Source organism: Metaplanococcus flavidus, assembly GCF_042675885.1.
Lineage (GTDB): Bacteria > Bacillota > Bacilli > Bacillales_A > Planococcaceae > Planococcus > Planococcus flavidus.
In genome coordinates this window covers 111,441-127,948 of record NZ_JBHTKI010000023.1, presented here as the reverse complement: position 1 = coordinate 127,948, position 16,508 = coordinate 111,441, and the positions used below count along the sequence as shown (strand labels likewise).

Below are 16,508 nucleotides of genomic sequence, written 5' to 3'. Positions count from 1 at the left end.
TGTGTTGTTGTGGTGACTACCATTATACAGGATTTGGGGAGGTGCTCTATTTTCATGCCGTTACACACCTAGAGCCGCAAGGTCTCGGAATTATGAAATTTACTCGAGTAAGTGTGAAATATCAATAAATAAAGAGCAATCTCATGGAAATCTAAAGTTAAGAGAACATACTATGTAGTAACGCTCTCTATCAATAGTTGACGGATGAGAATAAGCTTTTACAAGATTCGTCTTTGCGGGAAGATATTGTTACTATCTATATACATTGAAGAAAGGGGGAAGAAAAGAATGGGTTTTCGAGGTAAAATTCTCATAACAGACGAAGCAGTGGAAATTCATAAAAAAGTAAATTTATTTTCGGCCCAAAAAGTAGATGCTAAGTGGCATAACGAAAATCAAGCATTAAGAATTGATTGTGAGCCTTCAAATCTGAGTTTTAATTGGTCTTGGGAGGAACTAAATAAGTTATTAGAGATAAGAGAAAATGTTGTGCCTTCAGCTGCAACAGCAGTCAGAGACAGAGATGCTATAGCTATAATTTTTTGTGATGATACAGAAAGTGAATTATGCAAGTCGCATTTGAATAATGGAAATATTTATGAGTTTGGAATCCTTGCCTCTGATGGATTTTCAAAGATGGACTCTTAACATTTCAAAGATATTTAGAAAAGCTCTGTAGAGAAAATTTCTACAGAGCTAAACAATCATTTAAGCATCAAAAGATTATTGATGGTTTGTGAATTTCATAGAGGGGTCAAATAAAGTTGGGGAGAAACCAACAAGAACATAAAAAATTTCTCGAATGGTAGCTCCAATGGACCGAGGGGCAGCTGGCTATATTAGATGAAATGGACGAAAAACTCCACGAAATGAAAAAGGTTGCTGAGTATACTACCGGAAATGACTGGTCTTTTGTTCAAAGAGAGAAGCTGAGCTCTCAACTCGATGAACTTAAAAATGAATACAGCTTTCTGGAAGCAAAACGCACTCCTCTCTTAGCGTAAAAGTACAGCATCACTTCCTTCCAAAACATCCCCTTTTCGGTTCCCAGCGTTAGACGCAAATTGAGGGCTATTTGCTTCTGTCACTGTGACGCCAAAATAAAGATATTTTCTCCCACAATTACCCTATTCTTTTTTTCGCCATTCTCCTGTATGATAAATTCATGTATATTCTGACAAAAGGTGTGTGACGCCCGTGACGAGTCCAATTTCTTCCAATTGGTTCTACTATACTACAATGGCTTCATTGGCTCAGGCTTCGTCGGCTGCTGGCCAATCAAAAGATTCCGCTAACCCATTGAACGAAGCGGGCAATGACACTTCAATGTTCATGATGCTGCTGAGCTCGATGATGCAGGGCGGCGAAATGGACCCGTCCATGATGGCGGCGATGAATCCTGCGGGGAATTCAGACAATAGCCAGATGATGGCGCAATTGAATAATGCGTATAAGCCGATTTCGGTTTCATTGCCTGCAGCAACCCCTCTTACAGCTGCCGAGACGGCTGTGCAGCCAGCGGTACCGAATTTGAAAACGGATTTGAGCTTTAAGCCGATTCAATTTATCAAGTTGGAAAACACCCTGGACGGCAAGTTGAGCGGAACTTCCGCCCACTTCATCAATGCCGGTAAGAAATACGACCTGGACCCGAATTTTCTGTCGGCTATCGCCATCCATGAAACCGGCAACGGCAGCTCCCGCGCGGTGAATGAGAAAAACAATGTCGCAGGGATGATGGGCAGGAATGGCCTTCGCAGTTATGATTCTTTGGAAGAAAGCATTTTTGATATGGCCCGCAATCTGCGCCAGAATTATTTGAACAAGGGAATAACAACTGTTTCGGCAGTCGGCGCTAAATATGCTCCGGTCGGTGCAGGCAACGATCCGACAGGCCTCAATAATCATTGGGTTACCGGCGTCAATCGACAATTGAATAAATTAACGTAGATAAAACCGATATTTATTCCGCGGTTTTATTTTTTTGTGCAACATAATTTAGAAAATATACTAAAAATATCTCCTTTTCTGCCGATATATAAGTAAGGCTATTATACAGATTGACCGGATAAGGGGATTGAGAGCGATGGAAGTTAAAAACACACAAAGTATGTCGATTTTTAAAAGCGCTGAAACTGGAGCTATAGAGCAAGTGAAATTTCAGGTAAAAGCTGAGCTCCAACAAACCAAAGAAGAGTTGAAACAGGAAAAGGTAACAAAAGAAAATGTGCAGAATCGCATCGAAGGCATGAATAAATTCCTTGAATCGACCACAACAGAGGTTAAATTCATGTTGCACGAAGAACTGAATGAATATTACGTGCAGGTGATCAACCCGGTGACGGATGAAGTGCTGAAAGAAATTCCGAACAGAAAATTCCTTGATATGTACGCTTCGATGACGGAGCTCATGGGATTAGTCGTAGACGAAAAATCGTAAACAGATTGATAGAGAAGCGGAGTGATTGGAATGCGAGTAGGCGGACTGGCTTCAGGAATGGATACAGAAGCAATCGTTAGAGACATGATGAAAATCCAGAAGATGCCTCTGGATAAGTTGACACAAAAGAAAACCTTCACAGAGTGGCAGCAGGAATCTGTTAGAGAAACAAACTTGGCTTTTACGAATTTGCGAGATAGTGCAAGTAGTTTGCGTTTGCAATCTTCTTTTAACTCGTATAGTGCGACTTCATCAAATTTGAATAGTGTTGCTGTAGCGACAAACGCGAATGCTGTCAACGGTTCCTATCGGGTGGAAGTTACCAGTGTTGCGAGTCCGGCGAAAATGAATTCGGCGAATGCGATTGAAAAAGCACCAGGAGTTCCAGCGAAATCGACAGATACCATCGGAGCAGCCGGATTTATAAAAGTAGTGGATAAAGACGGGAACGAGGTTGAAGTGGAAATTGAATCGGATATGACATATGAAAAAGTGGCACAAGCGCTTCAGGATGCAACTGCAAATGAAGATATTAAACTTCGTGCCAGTTTTGATAATACCACTTCAAGATTCTTTATTTCTTCGAAAGGGATGGGGGAAGACCAGAACTTCACGTTGAAATTTACCGACAGTGAAGGCGTTGCCAACCCTCTATTAGCCAACCAGGTACTGAACAATAAAGCGGTAGATCCGGAAGCAGCTGCAACTCATACTACAACCAATGCGACATACGGAGCTGTGAAATTTGATGGCATCGAAATCAAAGACCTTACTGTTAATCAAACGACAGTGAATGGATTGACATTAAATTTGATGCAGGCAAGCGATGAAATTACAACTATTAATGTGAAATCCAATCCAGAGAAGCCGCTGGAAATGATAAAGGGTTTCGTTGAGAGCTATAACAAAATCATTGAAGATCTTGAGAAAAAACTTGTTGAAAAAAGATATCCTGATTTCCAGCCGCTTTCTGGTGAACAGAAAAAAGACATGACAGATAATGAAATTGAATTATGGGAAGAAAAAGCGAGAAGTGGATTACTGCGCAACGATCCGATTTTAAGAAATGCAATCCAGGACCTGCGTCGTGCATTTATGGACGAAGTCAAAGAAATTCCGGACGGCAATATTAAACTTCTTTCCCAGATCGGAATAGACACAAGAAAGTTCGAAGGTGGAAAACTGTTTATAGATGAAAAAATATTGAGCGAAAAACTGACGAATAATTCGGATGAAGTGATGCAATTATTCGTATTTAAAGATGCTGCTGGAAATGGAGTCGGTGTAGGCGACCGGGTTTACGCGAAATTGAATCAGGTGGTCACAGCCCTTGGGAATCAAGCAGGAAAAGTGACCAGTGCAGTGGACAACAGCACTCTGTCTAAAAAAATCAAACAAATGGATGAGGACATCAACCGTTGGCAGGACCGCCTAACCCGCATCGAAGACCGCTACTGGCGCCAATTCACCGCAATGGAAAAAGCGATTAGCCAAATGAATTCCCAAAGTTCATGGATGCAGCAGAACATGTTCGGTAGCATGTAATGGACGCTTATCAACTCAGACTTGCTGAATTTCTTGATCTTACTGAAAAGCTGAATGCCCAGGCAAAATCGGTGCATTCTAAAATGGATAATAATGAAGAAGGGCAACTCGAGGCTGTGCAGGCTCTTTTCGAAAGACGCCAAACAGTCATCGACCAGCTCAGTGAATATACGAAAGCCGCTGAATTCGAATGGACGACAGAAGATAAAAGGGTCATCAGCCAGTTAAAAGGTTATGAAGATGAAATGCAGCCTCTATTGAACCGGCTGCATGGATCGTTCACAACCCAGATGAACCGGCTGAATCAGACAAGCCAAACATCGAAAAAATATGTCGGTGCCTACCAGACGAAATCCACCGGAGGCTCATTCATCGACCAGCGGAAGTAATACAAGGAGGTTCTAAAATTGGCAATCAATAATCCCTATCAGACATACCAGCAAAACTCGGTCGTTACTGCATCGCCGCAGGAACTCACGCTGATGCTCTATAACGGCTGCCTGAAATTCATCAAACTCGCAAAACGCGCAATGGAAGAAGGTAAGTTCGAAGAAAAGAATACGAATTTAATCAAAGCGCAGGCCATCATCCAGGAATTCCAGATCACGCTGAACCGTGACATCGAAATATCCGAAGGCCTTGACCAATTGTATGAATACATATACTACCGCTTGATGGAAGCAAACATGAAAAATGACGCAGCTATTCTGGAAGACGCAGAAAACCAGGTCAAAGAATTGCGGGATACTTGGAAAGAAGCGATGGTTTTGGTGAAGGGGAAGTAAGTTAGTTTTTTATCTCACTCCCCAAGCGTAAAAGGGCAGCATCACGTCCTTTCTAAGAGACCCCTGTAAGGTTCCCAGCGACAATCGCAAATTGAAAACATTTGCGATTGTCACTGTGACGCCACGGAGAGATGGGTTCTTCCACCTCCCGAAGAAAGAGCGGAAGAGGACGAACTATCCCCTTCCCTAGCGTAAAAGGGCAGCATATTTTTCTCGCTAAGCAACCCCTGTACGGTTCCCAGCGTCAAACACAAATTGAAAAACATTTGTGTTTGTCACTGTGACGCCACGGAGAGATGGGGTTATTCATCACCCACAATCAGAGATGAAATGGAGCAAAACAGCGAAGACTCCTGCGGCTTAGCGACACGACCGATACACCGCAGGGAGCGTAGCGGACGAGGAGGATTGGGCGGGAGCCCGCTGGAAAGCGAAGCTGTTTTGTGTAATATCATCGGTTCATCACGTACCACCCACAGAGAGACAAAGCAGTGAAATGAGGTTACAGATGTGGATAAGACATCATGGATTGGCGTTATACTTGGAATGTTCGTATTGATCGGTGGGATGGCCCTGAAAGGCTCCAGCCCGATCGCTTTATATAACCCGGCCGCACTGGTCATCATCTTCGCCGGGACCGCGGCCTGTATTCTCATCGCGTTCCCGATGGACGAAGTGAAAAAAATACCGAGCCTGTTTAAAGTATTATTCGCATCAGACAAATCGATGTCGATTAAAGAAATGGTACCGATGTTTTCTGAATGGGCAATGCTTGCACGCCGTGAAGGGTTATTGGCTTTGGAAGAGCGTTCGGAAGAAGTGGAAGATCCGTTTCTGCAGCGCGGTTTGAAGATGGTCGTGGACGGCCAGCCGCAGGAACAGATCCGTGAAATGATGGAAGAAGATATCGCAGCGATGGAAGAGCGCCACGAACTCGGTGCGAAAATCTTCTCGCAGGCCGGAACGTATGCGCCGACACTCGGCGTGCTCGGTGCGGTAATGGGGCTTGTGTCGGCACTTGGTTATCTGGATAATATCGCGCTTCTTGGAAAATCGATTTCGGCGGCATTTATCGCGACCTTGTTCGGGATCTTTACGGGATACGTTTTATGGCATCCATTCGCCAATAAACTGAAGCGTAAATCCGAACACGAAGCGCGCATCAAACACATTATGCTGGAAGGCTTGCTGGCGGTGCACGAAGGCTTGCCGGTACGCACAGTGGAAGAGAAATTATTGACGTACCTGCCGCTGAAGGACCGTGTTCTTAAAGAGGAAGAAAAAGAAGGTGTCGGCGTTGAAGCGTAAGAAAAAACACGAAGATCACGTTGATGAGTCCTGGCTGATCCCTTATGCCGACATTCTCACGTTGCTGCTCGCTTTATTCATCGTATTATTTGCGGCGAGTGAAGTGAATTCGCAGAAATTCCAGGAGATTTCGGATTCATTCAATAAGGAACTGCAGGGCGGCACTGGAATTTTGGATAATCAGTCGGCGGTTGAGACATTTGAAGAAACTTCAAAAATCGCTGAGCCGAACGATGCGGATCCGACTGAAGGAGAAGCGACAGCACCTCCGGCGGATGAAGAGGAAGACAATAAAATTGAAATGACGGCCGAAGAGATTGAACAATTGGCTTTGGCGGAAGATTATAAAGAGCTGGCGGCGATACAGGATAAAGTGAAGGCTTATATTGCGGAACGGAATATGGAAGATAAACTGGATGCTGAATTGACGTCCAAAGGGCTGTTGCTGAAAATTAAGGACGGCGTCTTGTACCGGTCGGGCAGCGCAGACCTTTCAGAAGAGTCGCGGACCATTGCGGAAGAAATCAGCAAGATGCTGATAACCGATCCACCGCGCAGCATTTTCATCGAAGGGCATACCGATAATGTTCCTTCCACTTCGGCGGAATTTCCGTCGAACTGGGAATTGAGCTCGGCGCGGGCGATCAATTTTATGAAGCTCCTGCTCGAGAATGACGAGCTGGAAGCGCGGAAATTCAGCGCGACCGGCTTTGCCGAGCATCAACCGATTGCCGGAAACGACACGGCTGAAGGCCGATCGGAAAATCGCCGGGTGGAAGTTCTGATTTCATTGTATTCGGATGAAGAAGCAGACTAACAGTAAATAGAGGTGCATTATGGGGAAAATGAAGATATTGATCATTCTGGTACTGGTATTGGCTTCTGCGGGAGCCGGAGCGTTCTTTTTCCTGGGGAAAGACGCAGAAGGTTCTTCTGACAAAGAAAAACAGCCAACAGCCGAAGAACTGGCTGCAATGAGCATCGACACGGATATCATTACAACAAATCTCGCTTCGCCGAATTTCGGCATTGTGCAGTTCAATATTTTATTGGACAGTGAAAAAGCAAAGGAAGAAGCTGAAAAGCGGACGCCGGAAGTGCGGGCAGCGATCATTTCAACAGTTGCCGGATTTACGAAAGAGGAATTGGTCGGAGCGGATGGCATTGCCATGCTTGAAGAACAATTAAAAGGAAAATTGGTCGAGATTATGCAGACCGGCAAAGTGGAACGGGTATTGGTCACTGAGTTTAAGGTCCAATAATCGAAAAAATGCTAAACAAAACGGGAAATATGCCGATACTTAATATATAAAGGAACTGGGTGATTATTATGCAGTCAGATCGATTAGCTAACTGCACAATTTGCGGGAAGTTATACTTAAAAGATCACACGGATTATTGTTTGGATTGTTACAAGGAAATGGAACAGGAATTTAAAATCATCAACGATTTTCTTAAAATCGAGGGAAATCGATTTGCTTCCATAGAAGAAGTCGGTTCGTTTACGGAAGTTTCGGAAAAACGGATTGCAGATTTTATTCGCGATGGCCGCATCTTCGTAGAGGACTACCCGAATCTGGGGTACGGCTGTGCGCATTGTGGTACGCTTATCCAAAGGCAGATGCTGTGCAACAGCTGCTTTGAGGACTTTACATCAGAGGTCGATAAAACGCTGAAGGCGGAAAAACTCCTTGAAGGTATGAACAAACCGGATGAGGCCACTCAGAAGGCAAGGTATTGGAAACTAAGAAATTAAAAATATAAAAGACGGGGCGGTGAAGGAATGAATATCGATAAAACGAACGGTTCTTCCTTTATTCAATCTTACCAGAAGCAAATGCAGGTTTCGAAAGTGGATAAAACAAAGCCGTTGCAAAAGGAAGATCAATTACAAATTTCAAATGAAGCCAAGCAGATGTATGAAAGCAAGGCCGACATGGAGCGCCACGAAAAGGTTCAGGCACTGAAAGCCCAGGTTCAGGCCGGGGAATACCAGGTAAGCAATGATAAAGTGGCAGAAAAGATGTTTGATTTCTGGTACGGAAAATAAAACGGTTCGTTAAAAGGAGTGTGTCGGATTTTGAATGCAATGGTCGCGGCACTGGATGGATTGATAACTGTGCAAGAAGGACTCATCATTTGCGCTGACAACAAGAAAGCGGCATTGATTGAGCGTAGCGTTGAAGATTTGAACAAAATTACAATAGAAGAAAAGAAGCTGGTCAAACAGCTCGAACAAGCGGAACAGGAACGGATGGCAGTGATGGAAAGCATCTCGCAGGAACAGCCTGCGGCAAGTTTCCAGTCATTTCTGGACCAGGTTCCCAGTGAACAGGAAAGACACAAGCTTGAATCCCAATTGAAAACATTACAAGAGCTCACGGGGGAATTGCAGGCGAAAAATAAGATCAATGACCGCCTGCTGAAAGATTCCATGGGCTTTGTACAACATATGATCGACCAGATAACCCAATCACAGCAGCAGCAATTCAATTACCAATCACCTACGGGACAAAAGAATTCACAAACAGGCAACCGCGGCTTTTTCGATACGAAAGCCTGATCGGGGCAGAAGGAAGGGAAACACATGGTTTCAACATTTCACGGTTTAGAGACTGGAAAACGCGCCTTGAGCGTCGGGCAGGCAAGCATTGCAACGACCGGCCACAATATCGCCAACGCCAACACGAAAGGCTATTCGCGGCAGCAGGTGAACCAGAGCACATCGCCATCACTGGATGTCTGGACAAACAGCACGAACCCCGGCCAACTCGGCTCCGGCGTCTCCATCGACTCGATCACTCGTGTAAGAGACCAGTTCCTGGACAATCAGCACCGTGACCAATCAAGCACCTTGGGCGACGCGCAGGCGAAGAAAGCTAGTTTCGACCGCCTGGAAACGATTATCAATGAACCAAGCGACAGCGGGTTGAACGCGGTGATGGATCAGCTGGCGAATGCGTGGCAGGATCTTGAGAATAATCCGGACGACGTATCTGCACAGGCGGTATTGAAACAGCGCGCGCAGGAATTTGTGGAAGTGGCGCAATCGATGGACAGCTCGATGACGAATATGAAGAATGATTTGGATGATCAAATAGAGGCAGCTGTCACAGAAGCCAATGGTTACCTGGACCAGATTTCTTCATTGAATGAATCAATCGTCCGCGGTGGAAACCAGTCAAATGATTTAAAGGATCAGCGGGATGTGCTGATTGAGAAATTATCGGCGCTTGCACCAATTGAAGTTGTTGAGCAGGCGAATGGATCTTATACGATCAGCTTAGACGGCAACACCATGGATAAAAACAATAAATTCATTATCGATGACGATGACGCTACCACAGATACGATAGTGACCGGTGGCAAAATTGGCGGTTTGATTGATGCGGAAGTGAAAGTAGGGAACATTCAGAAGGACCTGGAAGATGTTGCAACAGGATTTGCGGAAGCCAATAACGAAACAGAAGGTGGCACGCCACTGTTCAGCAACACCGACAGCATTGCTGATATGGAAGTAAACTTTGGGGCAACACTCGGAACACCGACGGCAGCTATGGAAACAGGCATTAAAGATGTTAAAACCGCCTACCAGGAGCTGGTCAGTGTTTTAGGGGTTCAAAGCCAATCGGCAACCCGTTCGGTAGCAAATTTCGAAGCGACTTTGCAGGCGACAGAAAATCGCCGCCAATCCGTTTCAGGCGTTTCCCTTGATGAGGAAATGGCCAACCTGGTTAAATTCCAACATTCATACAGCGCCGCAGCTCGGCTGATATCAACGACGGATCAGATGCTTGATACGATTATTAACCGGATGGCTGCACGTTAATAATCGGTAATTGGAGGAAAATGCGATGAGAATTTCACATCAGATGCTGCACCAAAATTCAGTGGCCAATATGAATAACACGATGGGCCGTTTCCAAAAAGCATATAACGAAGCGTTGACCGGCAAGCAAGTGACAAAACCATCTGACGACCCCCATGGCGCGAGCAAAGCGATGGAGCTGAAAAGTGCGCTGGCAACAAACGAGCAATACGAACGCAACACCGGCGAAGCGAAATTGTGGCTGGATGAAACGGATCATACGGTCAACGAAATGGTCAACGTCATGCAGCGCGTCCGCGAACTGGCAGTCAAAGGAAACAATGAAACCTTGTCACCGGAAGACCGCGCAGCAGTGGCCGGCGAAGTGGAAGAGCTGACAGCTCAGCTTCGCCAGTTTGCGGATACGAAAGTGAACGGTGTGGATTTATTTACAAAAGCGGATCCCGGAACAGCTAAGACGATGACTGTCGGAGGTGGATTGAACATTCAGGTGAATGCGACAGAAGAGGACTTGTTTGGCCCGGACAGTAAATTGATCACGACTTTAAAAACTTTATCAGAAGGATTACGCAATGGTGAAGAAATGGATCTAAAAAAAATCGATGAAGAAGGAATCGATCTTTTATTGAAAGTCTCTGCCGAAGTCGGCGCCAGAATGAACCGTGTTGAATCGGCGGAAAACCGCATGTTCGACAATACGCTGCAATTGAAATCAAGGTTGTCGGGTATAACGGACATCGACATGGCCGAAGCGATCACGAAGCTGAAAAGCGAAGAAAGCGTCTACCAGGCGAGCCTTTCCGCTTCAGCAAAAATCATTCAGCCGAGTTTGATGGACTTTTTGAGATAATCAATGGAAGAAGGAGCGTTGCCGATGTGGCGACGCTCCTTCTTTGTGGTTTTGGGGGAGTTGGGAATTAATCAGTGGAAGTTGGGAGTATTTCGATGAAAGTTGGGAGTATTCGGGTCAAAGTTGGGCATAAATAGGCCGAAGTTGGGCATAAATCAAAAAAGCGGACATGCCGATAGCTCGGCGTGTCCGCTTTTCTTTTGTCCAGACTTCAGCGGCCCAGCTCTTCGGGTCATAAACCAATCTGGCTGTGCGGCTGAAAACACGCCACTTCGCCAGATCGTCTTATGCCTTTCAGAGCTTAACGGGCGCTTACGCTTTTCTAATTATCCCCGAATAGTATTGACCAATCCGCGCATGTCATCTGCGAATGAAATCGCTTTTGACTGGGATTGCAGCAATCGCTGGGTGGCGATCAGTTCGGTCATTTCATTGGTCAAGTCGACATTGGACATTTCGAGTGCGCCTTGGCCGACTTTGATCGTGCCATCGTTGCCGTCAGCCAGATTCAAAACCTGCAGTGTTCCGTTGGCGACTTGTTCAGCTTCAGTGCCAGGCAATTCATAAAGGTTGCTGCCGGTTTTTTGCAGAAGATCCGGGCGGTTGATTTCCGCGATGCTCAATTGGAACGCATCTGCCGGTTTGCCGGCTGTTTTATAAGTTACTTCGAGTGTTCCATTTTCATTGACGGTGATGGTGTCGTAATCATTATCGAAAGTGATCGGCTGATTGTTCGCGCCGAGGATACTTTCGCCGTTGTCGGTTACCAGGTTCAGCTGGTTGCCCGCTGCATCCGGTTCCAATTGGAATGAACCATTTTTGGTGTAATAGGCATTGCCTTCAGATTCCACACGGAAGTATCCATTTTCACCGGTAATCATGAAATCAAGTTCACGGCCGGTTTGGACGGCCGAGCCCTGATTGGTGCGCAGCGCGATTTGGGAAACGGTTGCGCCTGCGCCGATGCGGATGCCGTTCGGTGTTTGGCGTCCGACTTCATGCGGACCTGCCTGTTTTTCGAAAGACTGCACAAGGGCGTCAGCGAAATTCGCTTCCTGCCGTTTGTATCCGGTGGTGTTGACGTTGGCGATGTTATTGGCGATGGTGTCGATTTTTTTTTGCAATTCGCGCATGGAGGAAGCCGCGGAATTCATTTGGATATTCATTTGTTATGGCCTCCTGTTATACTCGGCCGATTTCATTGACTGCTTTTTCCATACTGCGGTCATAGGCCTGGATTATTTTTTGGTTGGATTCGAATCCGCGGTACGTTTTCATCATCTCGGTCATCGTCTGGGTCAAATCGACATTCGATTGTTCAATATAACCTTGCTGAACAAGTGGACCAATGTTGGCGAGTCCGGCGAGTTCAATGGAAACCGGAGCTTCTGCAGGATCGCCGGCCCAGCGCAGAAGATTCTGGCCTTCTTTGATAAATTGCTGCGGATTTTCTGTGTAGGATAAAAATAAGGAATTTGCATCAGTGCCGTCAGCCATCGTAATCTGTCCGTTTTCACCGATTGTGAATTCGGTGGAATTGACCTGGATAGGCTGCAGGTCCTGGTCCAACACATTAAAGCCTTGAGCCGTTGTCAGGAATCCGGCTTCGTCAACTGTAAATTGCCCGTTCTGCGTGTAGCGGATTTCATCGTTCGGAAGAGCGACCGCAAAGCTTACAGCGCCTTGTTGTCCCGTGTCGGGATTTACCGGAAGCGAAGAACTGAGCAGGGCAAGGTCGGTTGAAGTCCCTGTATTTTTAAGCGCCCCTTGTGTAAAAGAGGGAATTCCTTCCTGTGTATAAACGCCTGTATGCAACGAGCCGATATGTTTTTGTGTTGGAGGAAGCTTTGTGCCTCCTACAGTCGTTCCACCGGTCTCCATCGCTTTGATCAATTGAGCCGGAAATGCTCTCATGACAGTTTGATCTTTTTTAAAACCAGGAGTTGAGGCGTTTGCAAGGTTGTTTGTCAGCACTTGCTGTTGCCTGTTATTCGCCATCATTCCTGAGGTAGCAGTGTATAATCCACGAAACATTGTGTAATCTCTTCCTCTCGAGAAACAAATATAATTATGAGTTAGCATAACATTTAATTGATAAATGTAATAGTCTTTTTGGTAATAAAAACCAATAAAAAATTTTTAATCAAAAATATACAATTTTTTAATTATGTGATACTATATCTTGGAACTTAAAATTAAAATGTGAGAAAAGTATGAGTTTAAAAGTATAAAGTAATGAAATCAATCTTGAAAAAGGCAAACTTTTCCAAAGAAAAGGACGCAAAACCACGGGCCTAAGTATTCAGTTATAAGGCAGCCGGGTCGCCAAAAGATGGAAGCTGAAAAGCTGGTCCACCTTTATTGAAGGTGGATTTTTATTTGCAAAAATGAATACATATGTAGGAGGAAAGAAATTGAATCTTATTTCACCCACCATCCAATCGTTGGAACAGGCTTTATCCACTTCAGCTTTGAAGCAGCAGACGCATACGGCGAATATTGCCAATGTTGATACCCCCGGATACAAAAGCAAGCAGGTCAATTTTGAAACGGCTTTGAAAAACGCGGCGGGCAAACAGGCCATGGCGAGTTACAAAACTGATTCCAAACACATTTCGTTCAGCAATGAATCCTCACAATTTGATCCGCGTGTCACTGTGAATGAAAACTCGGAGTACAAAATTAATGGCAATAACGTCGACATGGACGTCGAAATGTCTGAGTTGGCAAAAAACCAGCTTCTATATAATGCAGTAACCGACAGGATCAGCGGCAAATTCCGCAGCCTGAGTTCTGTCATCAGCGGAGGGAGATAATTCGAATGAGCTTATTCAATAGTTTTGATATCAGTGCATCCGGCCTGACTGCCAACCGTCTGCGGATGGATGTTGTATCATCGAATATCGCGAACGCGGAAACGAGCCGTTCACGCATGGTCAATGGCGAATGGACGCCATATCGCCGGAAAACAGTCGAATTGACGCAAAGCGGCGTGTCGCCGTTTGAGCAGAAATTGCAGGCGATGATGGGCAACGGCAACAACGCTGTATCGGGCGTGTCGGTATCGAGAATCAAAGAAGATGACGCACCATTCACGTTAAATTACGATCCAAGCCATCCGGATGCAGATGACAACGGCTATGTGCAGCTGCCGAATGTCGATCCCATAAAAGAAATGGTCGACCTGATGTCGGCAACGCGTTCATATGAAGCAAACGTAACCGCACTGAACGCATCAAAGAGCATGTTTATGAAGGCGCTTGAGATAGGGAAATAATTTCAGAGGATAGTGGGTTGATGAATTCGCTCCAGGCGGACGCTTTCCGCGGGAGTGGACTGAGCCTCCTCATCGCTTCGCTCTTGCGGGGTCTCAGGACTCACTCTGTTTCCGCTGGAAGCGATTTGCGCTGGCGCAAATCGTTTGCGACGAAACAGCGAAGCGATGCAGGAGCACATCTTTGCCCTTCGCCGCCTTCCGCTCTTTCATCTTAATTATTTGTATAAACATAAAGAGAATAAATTAGTTCCGATTACAGTGATGAAATCTGCATACTGAGATATGGAGCAAAACAGCGAAGACGCCCAGGGGAGCAGAAACGGAGTTGGCTTTCCAACTTCGTTTCGACGAAGCCAGCGCAGCGATGCAGGAGCACAAATAATAATCGTGCTCCTGCAGTGCTACGCACTTCGTCGCAAAGGCATTATCCTCGCAGGGCGTCGGCTAATGCCTTCGAAGCTGTTTTGCGGAATATCGATTATATAGAAACAACCAGGGGGAAAACTTATGAATCCGATTAATCAGGTACAAATGCCGTTTATACAAGGTTTAACAAATCCGATCGTTAAACCGGAAAACAAGGTGGAAGGTTTCGGTGAAATCTTCAAGCAGGCTTTGCAGGAAGTTAATCAGGCACAAAAAGCATCCGATGTTCAAACGGCTGGTTTGGCCACAGGGCAGGTTGAAAATATCCACGAAGTGATGATTGCTTCAGAAAAGGCAAGCCTTTCATTGGAGCTGACCATGCAGGTGCGCAATAAAGTCGTGGAAGCTTACCAGGAAGTAATGAGAATGCAAGTATGATTCTGGGAAATAGGATGAGTGATCGATGAAAGAGAAGTTAGGAATCTATAAAACCAAATTCAGTGAATCCTGGGGGAATATTTCTCCGAAGATAAAATGGACGATTATCGGATCGTTTTTTATTACTTTTCTGCTGTTGCTTGTTTTTGTATTTCTTGGTTCAAGATCGGATATGACGCCTTTATATACGAATCTGGCACCGGCAGAAACGGGCGAAATCAAGACTGCAATTGAAGAACAGGGAATCCTTGCGGAAGTATCCGGAGACGGGAAAACCATCAGTGTACCGGCTGAAGAAGTGGCAAACTTGAAAGTCAGTTTGGCTGCGGAAGGAATCCCGAAAAACGGCAATGTGAATTACAGCATTTTCAGCGATAATATGGGCCTCGGCATGACAGATCGGCATTTTGATGTCGTTGAACGTGATGCGATGCAAAACGAGTTGGCCATGCTGATCCGTCAGATTGACGGTGTCGCTGATGCCAATGTCATGATTACGCTGCCGAAGGAAAATGTGTGGCTGACGGATGATGAGCAGGTTGCGACAGCTTCTGTTGTTATTCAGGGCGAGCCAACATTTCAATTGGATCAGAAGCAAGTGAACGGTTTGTATCATTTAATCAGCAAGAGTGTTCCGAGTCTGCCGTCAGATCAGATAGTTATTATGGATCAGAACGGACAGACATTTACGATGGAAGATGAAACGCCGGCAGATACGGCATTGTCTGTCTACCAGCAGCAGCGCGATATCAAACAGGATATTGAAAAAGATATCCAAAAAGAATTGCAGCAGATGCTCGGTTTATTGCTTGGGCAAGACAAAGTGGTCGTATCGGTGATGGCCAGCGTGGACTTCACCAAAGAGAAGCGGGAAGAACAGCTGGTTGAACCGGTTAATGAAGAAACGGGTGAAGGCATCGATATCAGCGTGGAACGGATTGTGGCAACTTATTCCAGTGAAGGTGCGACTGTTGAAGATGCAGCCGGTGCAGGGGAAAGTGAAATTGCCAATTATCCTGCTGCCGGGTTAGGCGGAAACAGCGAATCGGAAAGAACGGAAGAGCGGATCAACCGCGAAGTCAACCGGATCCATCGCCAGATTGAGCTCAGTCCGTATGTGATTGATGATATTACGATCAATGTTGGCGTTGAACCGCCGATACCGGGTAATCCCGAAAGCCTGACGCTTGAAACTGTCGGCGATATCCGGAATTTATTGGGCAATACAGTGAGTGCAGCTTTGAGCATGAATGGCGCTGAAGTCGATAATCTGGAATTGGATGAGCGCATTTCGGTGTTTGCTACAGAGTTCCAGGGCAAACCGGTTATTGAGGAAGTTGATCCGATCAATAATTGGTTCGGTGAAATTCCAAACAGCCTCCTATTGGTTGCGGGAGCGGCTGTTGCGTTAATTTTGATTATCGGCAGTTTGATCTTTGTGCTGATGAGAAGAAAACGTGAAGTGATTGAAGAAGATTATGGATTTGATATGTTCGAACAACCTGTTACGCCAATCGGTGCAATGCAGGACGAAGAGAAAGAAATCGACCTTTCGGAATTCGATGCAAAATCGAATCCGAAGCGGCGGACGATCGAGAAGCTGGCAAAAGGGCGTCCGGAAGATTTCACGAAATTGTTGCGTACTTGGATGTCGGAGGATTAGGAGTGTG

The 16,508-nt window shown here is 45.6% G+C and carries 20 protein-coding genes and 1 riboswitch; of the genes, 18 read left to right on the top strand and 2 right to left on the bottom strand.

Features of this window, described 5'->3' with window-relative positions:
- Window positions 1-288: 288 nt before the first annotated feature.
- The 14 genes from ACFQ1X_RS15360 (at window position 289) to flgL (ending at window position 10,757) form a co-directional block, all read left to right on the top strand.
- On the top strand, window positions 289-648 hold the full coding sequence (locus tag ACFQ1X_RS15360; protein ID WP_144839677.1) for a hypothetical protein: 360 nt from the start codon (window positions 289-291) through the stop codon (window positions 646-648).
- A gap of 549 nt (window positions 649-1,197) precedes the next feature.
- Window positions 1,198-1,950 carry a glucosaminidase domain-containing protein gene (locus tag ACFQ1X_RS15355; protein WP_144839675.1) on the top strand — a complete coding sequence of 251 codons (753 nt, stop codon included), beginning with the start codon at window positions 1,198-1,200 and terminating at the stop codon, window positions 1,948-1,950.
- 136 nt (window positions 1,951-2,086) lie between these two features.
- Complete coding sequence (gene flaG, locus ACFQ1X_RS15350) at window positions 2,087-2,440, top strand: flagellar protein FlaG (RefSeq protein WP_144839673.1); 354 nt, start codon at window positions 2,087-2,089, stop codon at window positions 2,438-2,440.
- A 30-nt stretch (window positions 2,441-2,470) separates the two neighbouring features.
- Window positions 2,471-3,985, top strand: coding sequence for a flagellar filament capping protein FliD (gene fliD / locus ACFQ1X_RS15345; RefSeq protein ID WP_144839671.1), 1,515 nt, complete (start codon window positions 2,471-2,473; stop codon window positions 3,983-3,985).
- Window positions 3,985-4,374, top strand: coding sequence for a flagellar protein FliT (locus tag ACFQ1X_RS15340; RefSeq protein ID WP_144839669.1), 390 nt, complete (start codon window positions 3,985-3,987; stop codon window positions 4,372-4,374). The genes fliD and ACFQ1X_RS15340 overlap by 1 nt, the downstream gene beginning before the upstream one ends.
- 18 nt (window positions 4,375-4,392) lie before the next feature.
- Window positions 4,393-4,770: a flagellar export chaperone FliS gene (gene fliS / locus ACFQ1X_RS15335; RefSeq protein ID WP_144839667.1), complete on the top strand. Its 378-nt coding sequence runs from the start codon at window positions 4,393-4,395 to the stop codon at window positions 4,768-4,770.
- 510 nt (window positions 4,771-5,280) lie between these two features.
- Window positions 5,281-6,078 carry a flagellar motor stator protein MotA gene (gene motA / locus ACFQ1X_RS15330; RefSeq protein ID WP_144839615.1) on the top strand — a complete coding sequence of 266 codons (798 nt, stop codon included), beginning with the start codon at window positions 5,281-5,283 and terminating at the stop codon, window positions 6,076-6,078.
- Window positions 6,068-6,895 (top strand): flagellar motor protein MotB, encoded by an 828-nt coding sequence (gene motB, locus ACFQ1X_RS15325; protein ID WP_379083295.1) that lies wholly within the window; start codon window positions 6,068-6,070, stop codon window positions 6,893-6,895. Before motA ends, motB begins: the two co-directional genes overlap by 11 nt.
- Before the next feature lie 19 nt (window positions 6,896-6,914).
- Window positions 6,915-7,340, top strand: coding sequence for a flagellar basal body-associated FliL family protein (locus ACFQ1X_RS15320; RefSeq protein ID WP_144839611.1), 426 nt, complete (start codon window positions 6,915-6,917; stop codon window positions 7,338-7,340).
- Between the two features lie 158 nt (window positions 7,341-7,498).
- Entirely contained in the window at window positions 7,499-7,834 is a 336-nt protein-coding gene (locus tag ACFQ1X_RS15315) for a flagellar protein (protein ID WP_379083293.1), read from the top strand.
- Between the two features lie 27 nt (window positions 7,835-7,861).
- Window positions 7,862-8,128: a flagellar biosynthesis anti-sigma factor FlgM gene (gene flgM / locus ACFQ1X_RS15310; protein WP_144839609.1), complete on the top strand. Its 267-nt coding sequence runs from the start codon at window positions 7,862-7,864 to the stop codon at window positions 8,126-8,128.
- Window positions 8,129-8,167: 39 nt separating this feature from the next.
- Window positions 8,168-8,641: a flagellar protein FlgN gene (locus tag ACFQ1X_RS15305; protein WP_379083301.1), complete on the top strand. Its 474-nt coding sequence runs from the start codon at window positions 8,168-8,170 to the stop codon at window positions 8,639-8,641.
- A 24-nt stretch (window positions 8,642-8,665) separates the two neighbouring features.
- Window positions 8,666-9,907 carry a flagellar hook-associated protein FlgK gene (gene flgK, locus ACFQ1X_RS15300; RefSeq protein WP_144839607.1) on the top strand — a complete coding sequence of 414 codons (1,242 nt, stop codon included), beginning with the start codon at window positions 8,666-8,668 and terminating at the stop codon, window positions 9,905-9,907.
- Window positions 9,908-9,932: 25 nt separating this feature from the next.
- On the top strand, window positions 9,933-10,757 hold the full coding sequence (gene flgL, locus ACFQ1X_RS15295; protein WP_144839605.1) for a flagellar hook-associated protein FlgL: 825 nt from the start codon (window positions 9,933-9,935) through the stop codon (window positions 10,755-10,757).
- Between the two features lie 326 nt (window positions 10,758-11,083).
- Here the strand turns inward: flgL and ACFQ1X_RS15290 are convergent, their stop codons facing one another.
- On the bottom strand, window positions 11,084-11,923 hold the full coding sequence (locus ACFQ1X_RS15290) for a flagellar hook-basal body protein (RefSeq protein ID WP_144839603.1): 840 nt from the start codon (window positions 11,921-11,923) through the stop codon (window positions 11,084-11,086).
- A 16-nt stretch (window positions 11,924-11,939) separates the two neighbouring features.
- Window positions 11,940-12,791, bottom strand: coding sequence for a flagellar hook-basal body protein (locus ACFQ1X_RS15285; protein ID WP_144839601.1), 852 nt, complete (start codon window positions 12,789-12,791; stop codon window positions 11,940-11,942).
- A gap of 211 nt (window positions 12,792-13,002) precedes the next feature.
- Window positions 13,003-13,087: riboswitch (cyclic di-GMP riboswitch) on the top strand.
- Between the two features lie 84 nt (window positions 13,088-13,171).
- On the opposite strand from ACFQ1X_RS15285, the gene flgB reads away from it, so the two are divergent.
- The 4 genes from flgB to fliF all read left to right on the top strand — a co-directional run bounded on the left by flgB (window position 13,172) and on the right by fliF (window position 16,501).
- Window positions 13,172-13,573, top strand: coding sequence for a flagellar basal body rod protein FlgB (flgB, locus tag ACFQ1X_RS15280; protein WP_144839599.1), 402 nt, complete (start codon window positions 13,172-13,174; stop codon window positions 13,571-13,573).
- 5 nt (window positions 13,574-13,578) lie between these two features.
- The gene (gene flgC / locus ACFQ1X_RS15275; protein ID WP_144839597.1) at window positions 13,579-14,034 is read left to right on the top strand and encodes a flagellar basal body rod protein FlgC; all 456 of its coding nucleotides are present in this window, start codon (window positions 13,579-13,581) and stop codon (window positions 14,032-14,034) included.
- A gap of 507 nt (window positions 14,035-14,541) precedes the next feature.
- The gene (gene fliE, locus ACFQ1X_RS15270; protein WP_117301365.1) at window positions 14,542-14,838 is read left to right on the top strand and encodes a flagellar hook-basal body complex protein FliE; all 297 of its coding nucleotides are present in this window, start codon (window positions 14,542-14,544) and stop codon (window positions 14,836-14,838) included.
- A gap of 25 nt (window positions 14,839-14,863) precedes the next feature.
- Complete coding sequence (gene fliF, locus ACFQ1X_RS15265; RefSeq protein WP_144839595.1) at window positions 14,864-16,501, top strand: flagellar basal-body MS-ring/collar protein FliF; 1,638 nt, start codon at window positions 14,864-14,866, stop codon at window positions 16,499-16,501.
- Window positions 16,502-16,508 lie beyond the last annotated feature (7 nt).

Bases quoted from the DNA above. Each gene is read 5' to 3' on its own strand.
- ACFQ1X_RS15315 (WP_379083293.1), top strand. From the start codon at position 7,499: ATGGAACAGGAATTTAAAATCATCAACGATTTTCTTAAAATCGAGGGA.
- ACFQ1X_RS15305 (WP_379083301.1), top strand. From the start codon at position 8,168: ATGGTCGCGGCACTGGATGGATTGATAACTGTGCAAGAAGGACTCATC.
- flgL (WP_144839605.1), top strand. From the start codon at position 9,933: ATGAGAATTTCACATCAGATGCTGCACCAAAATTCAGTGGCCAATATG.
- ACFQ1X_RS15320 (WP_144839611.1), top strand. From the start codon at position 6,915: ATGGGGAAAATGAAGATATTGATCATTCTGGTACTGGTATTGGCTTCT.
- flgK (WP_144839607.1), top strand. From the start codon at position 8,666: ATGGTTTCAACATTTCACGGTTTAGAGACTGGAAAACGCGCCTTGAGC.
- ACFQ1X_RS15290 (WP_144839603.1), bottom strand. From the start codon at position 11,923: ATGAATATCCAAATGAATTCCGCGGCTTCCTCCATGCGCGAATTGCAA.
- fliD (WP_144839671.1), top strand. From the start codon at position 2,471: ATGCGAGTAGGCGGACTGGCTTCAGGAATGGATACAGAAGCAATCGTT.
- fliE (WP_117301365.1), top strand. From the start codon at position 14,542: ATGAATCCGATTAATCAGGTACAAATGCCGTTTATACAAGGTTTAACA.
- ACFQ1X_RS15340 (WP_144839669.1), top strand. From the start codon at position 3,985: ATGGACGCTTATCAACTCAGACTTGCTGAATTTCTTGATCTTACTGAA.
- ACFQ1X_RS15360 (WP_144839677.1), top strand. From the start codon at position 289: ATGGGTTTTCGAGGTAAAATTCTCATAACAGACGAAGCAGTGGAAATT.
- fliF (WP_144839595.1), top strand. From the start codon at position 14,864: ATGAAAGAGAAGTTAGGAATCTATAAAACCAAATTCAGTGAATCCTGG.
- flaG (WP_144839673.1), top strand. From the start codon at position 2,087: ATGGAAGTTAAAAACACACAAAGTATGTCGATTTTTAAAAGCGCTGAA.
- ACFQ1X_RS15285 (WP_144839601.1), bottom strand. From the start codon at position 12,791: ATGTTTCGTGGATTATACACTGCTACCTCAGGAATGATGGCGAATAAC.
- flgM (WP_144839609.1), top strand. From the start codon at position 7,862: ATGAATATCGATAAAACGAACGGTTCTTCCTTTATTCAATCTTACCAG.
- flgC (WP_144839597.1), top strand. From the start codon at position 13,579: ATGAGCTTATTCAATAGTTTTGATATCAGTGCATCCGGCCTGACTGCC.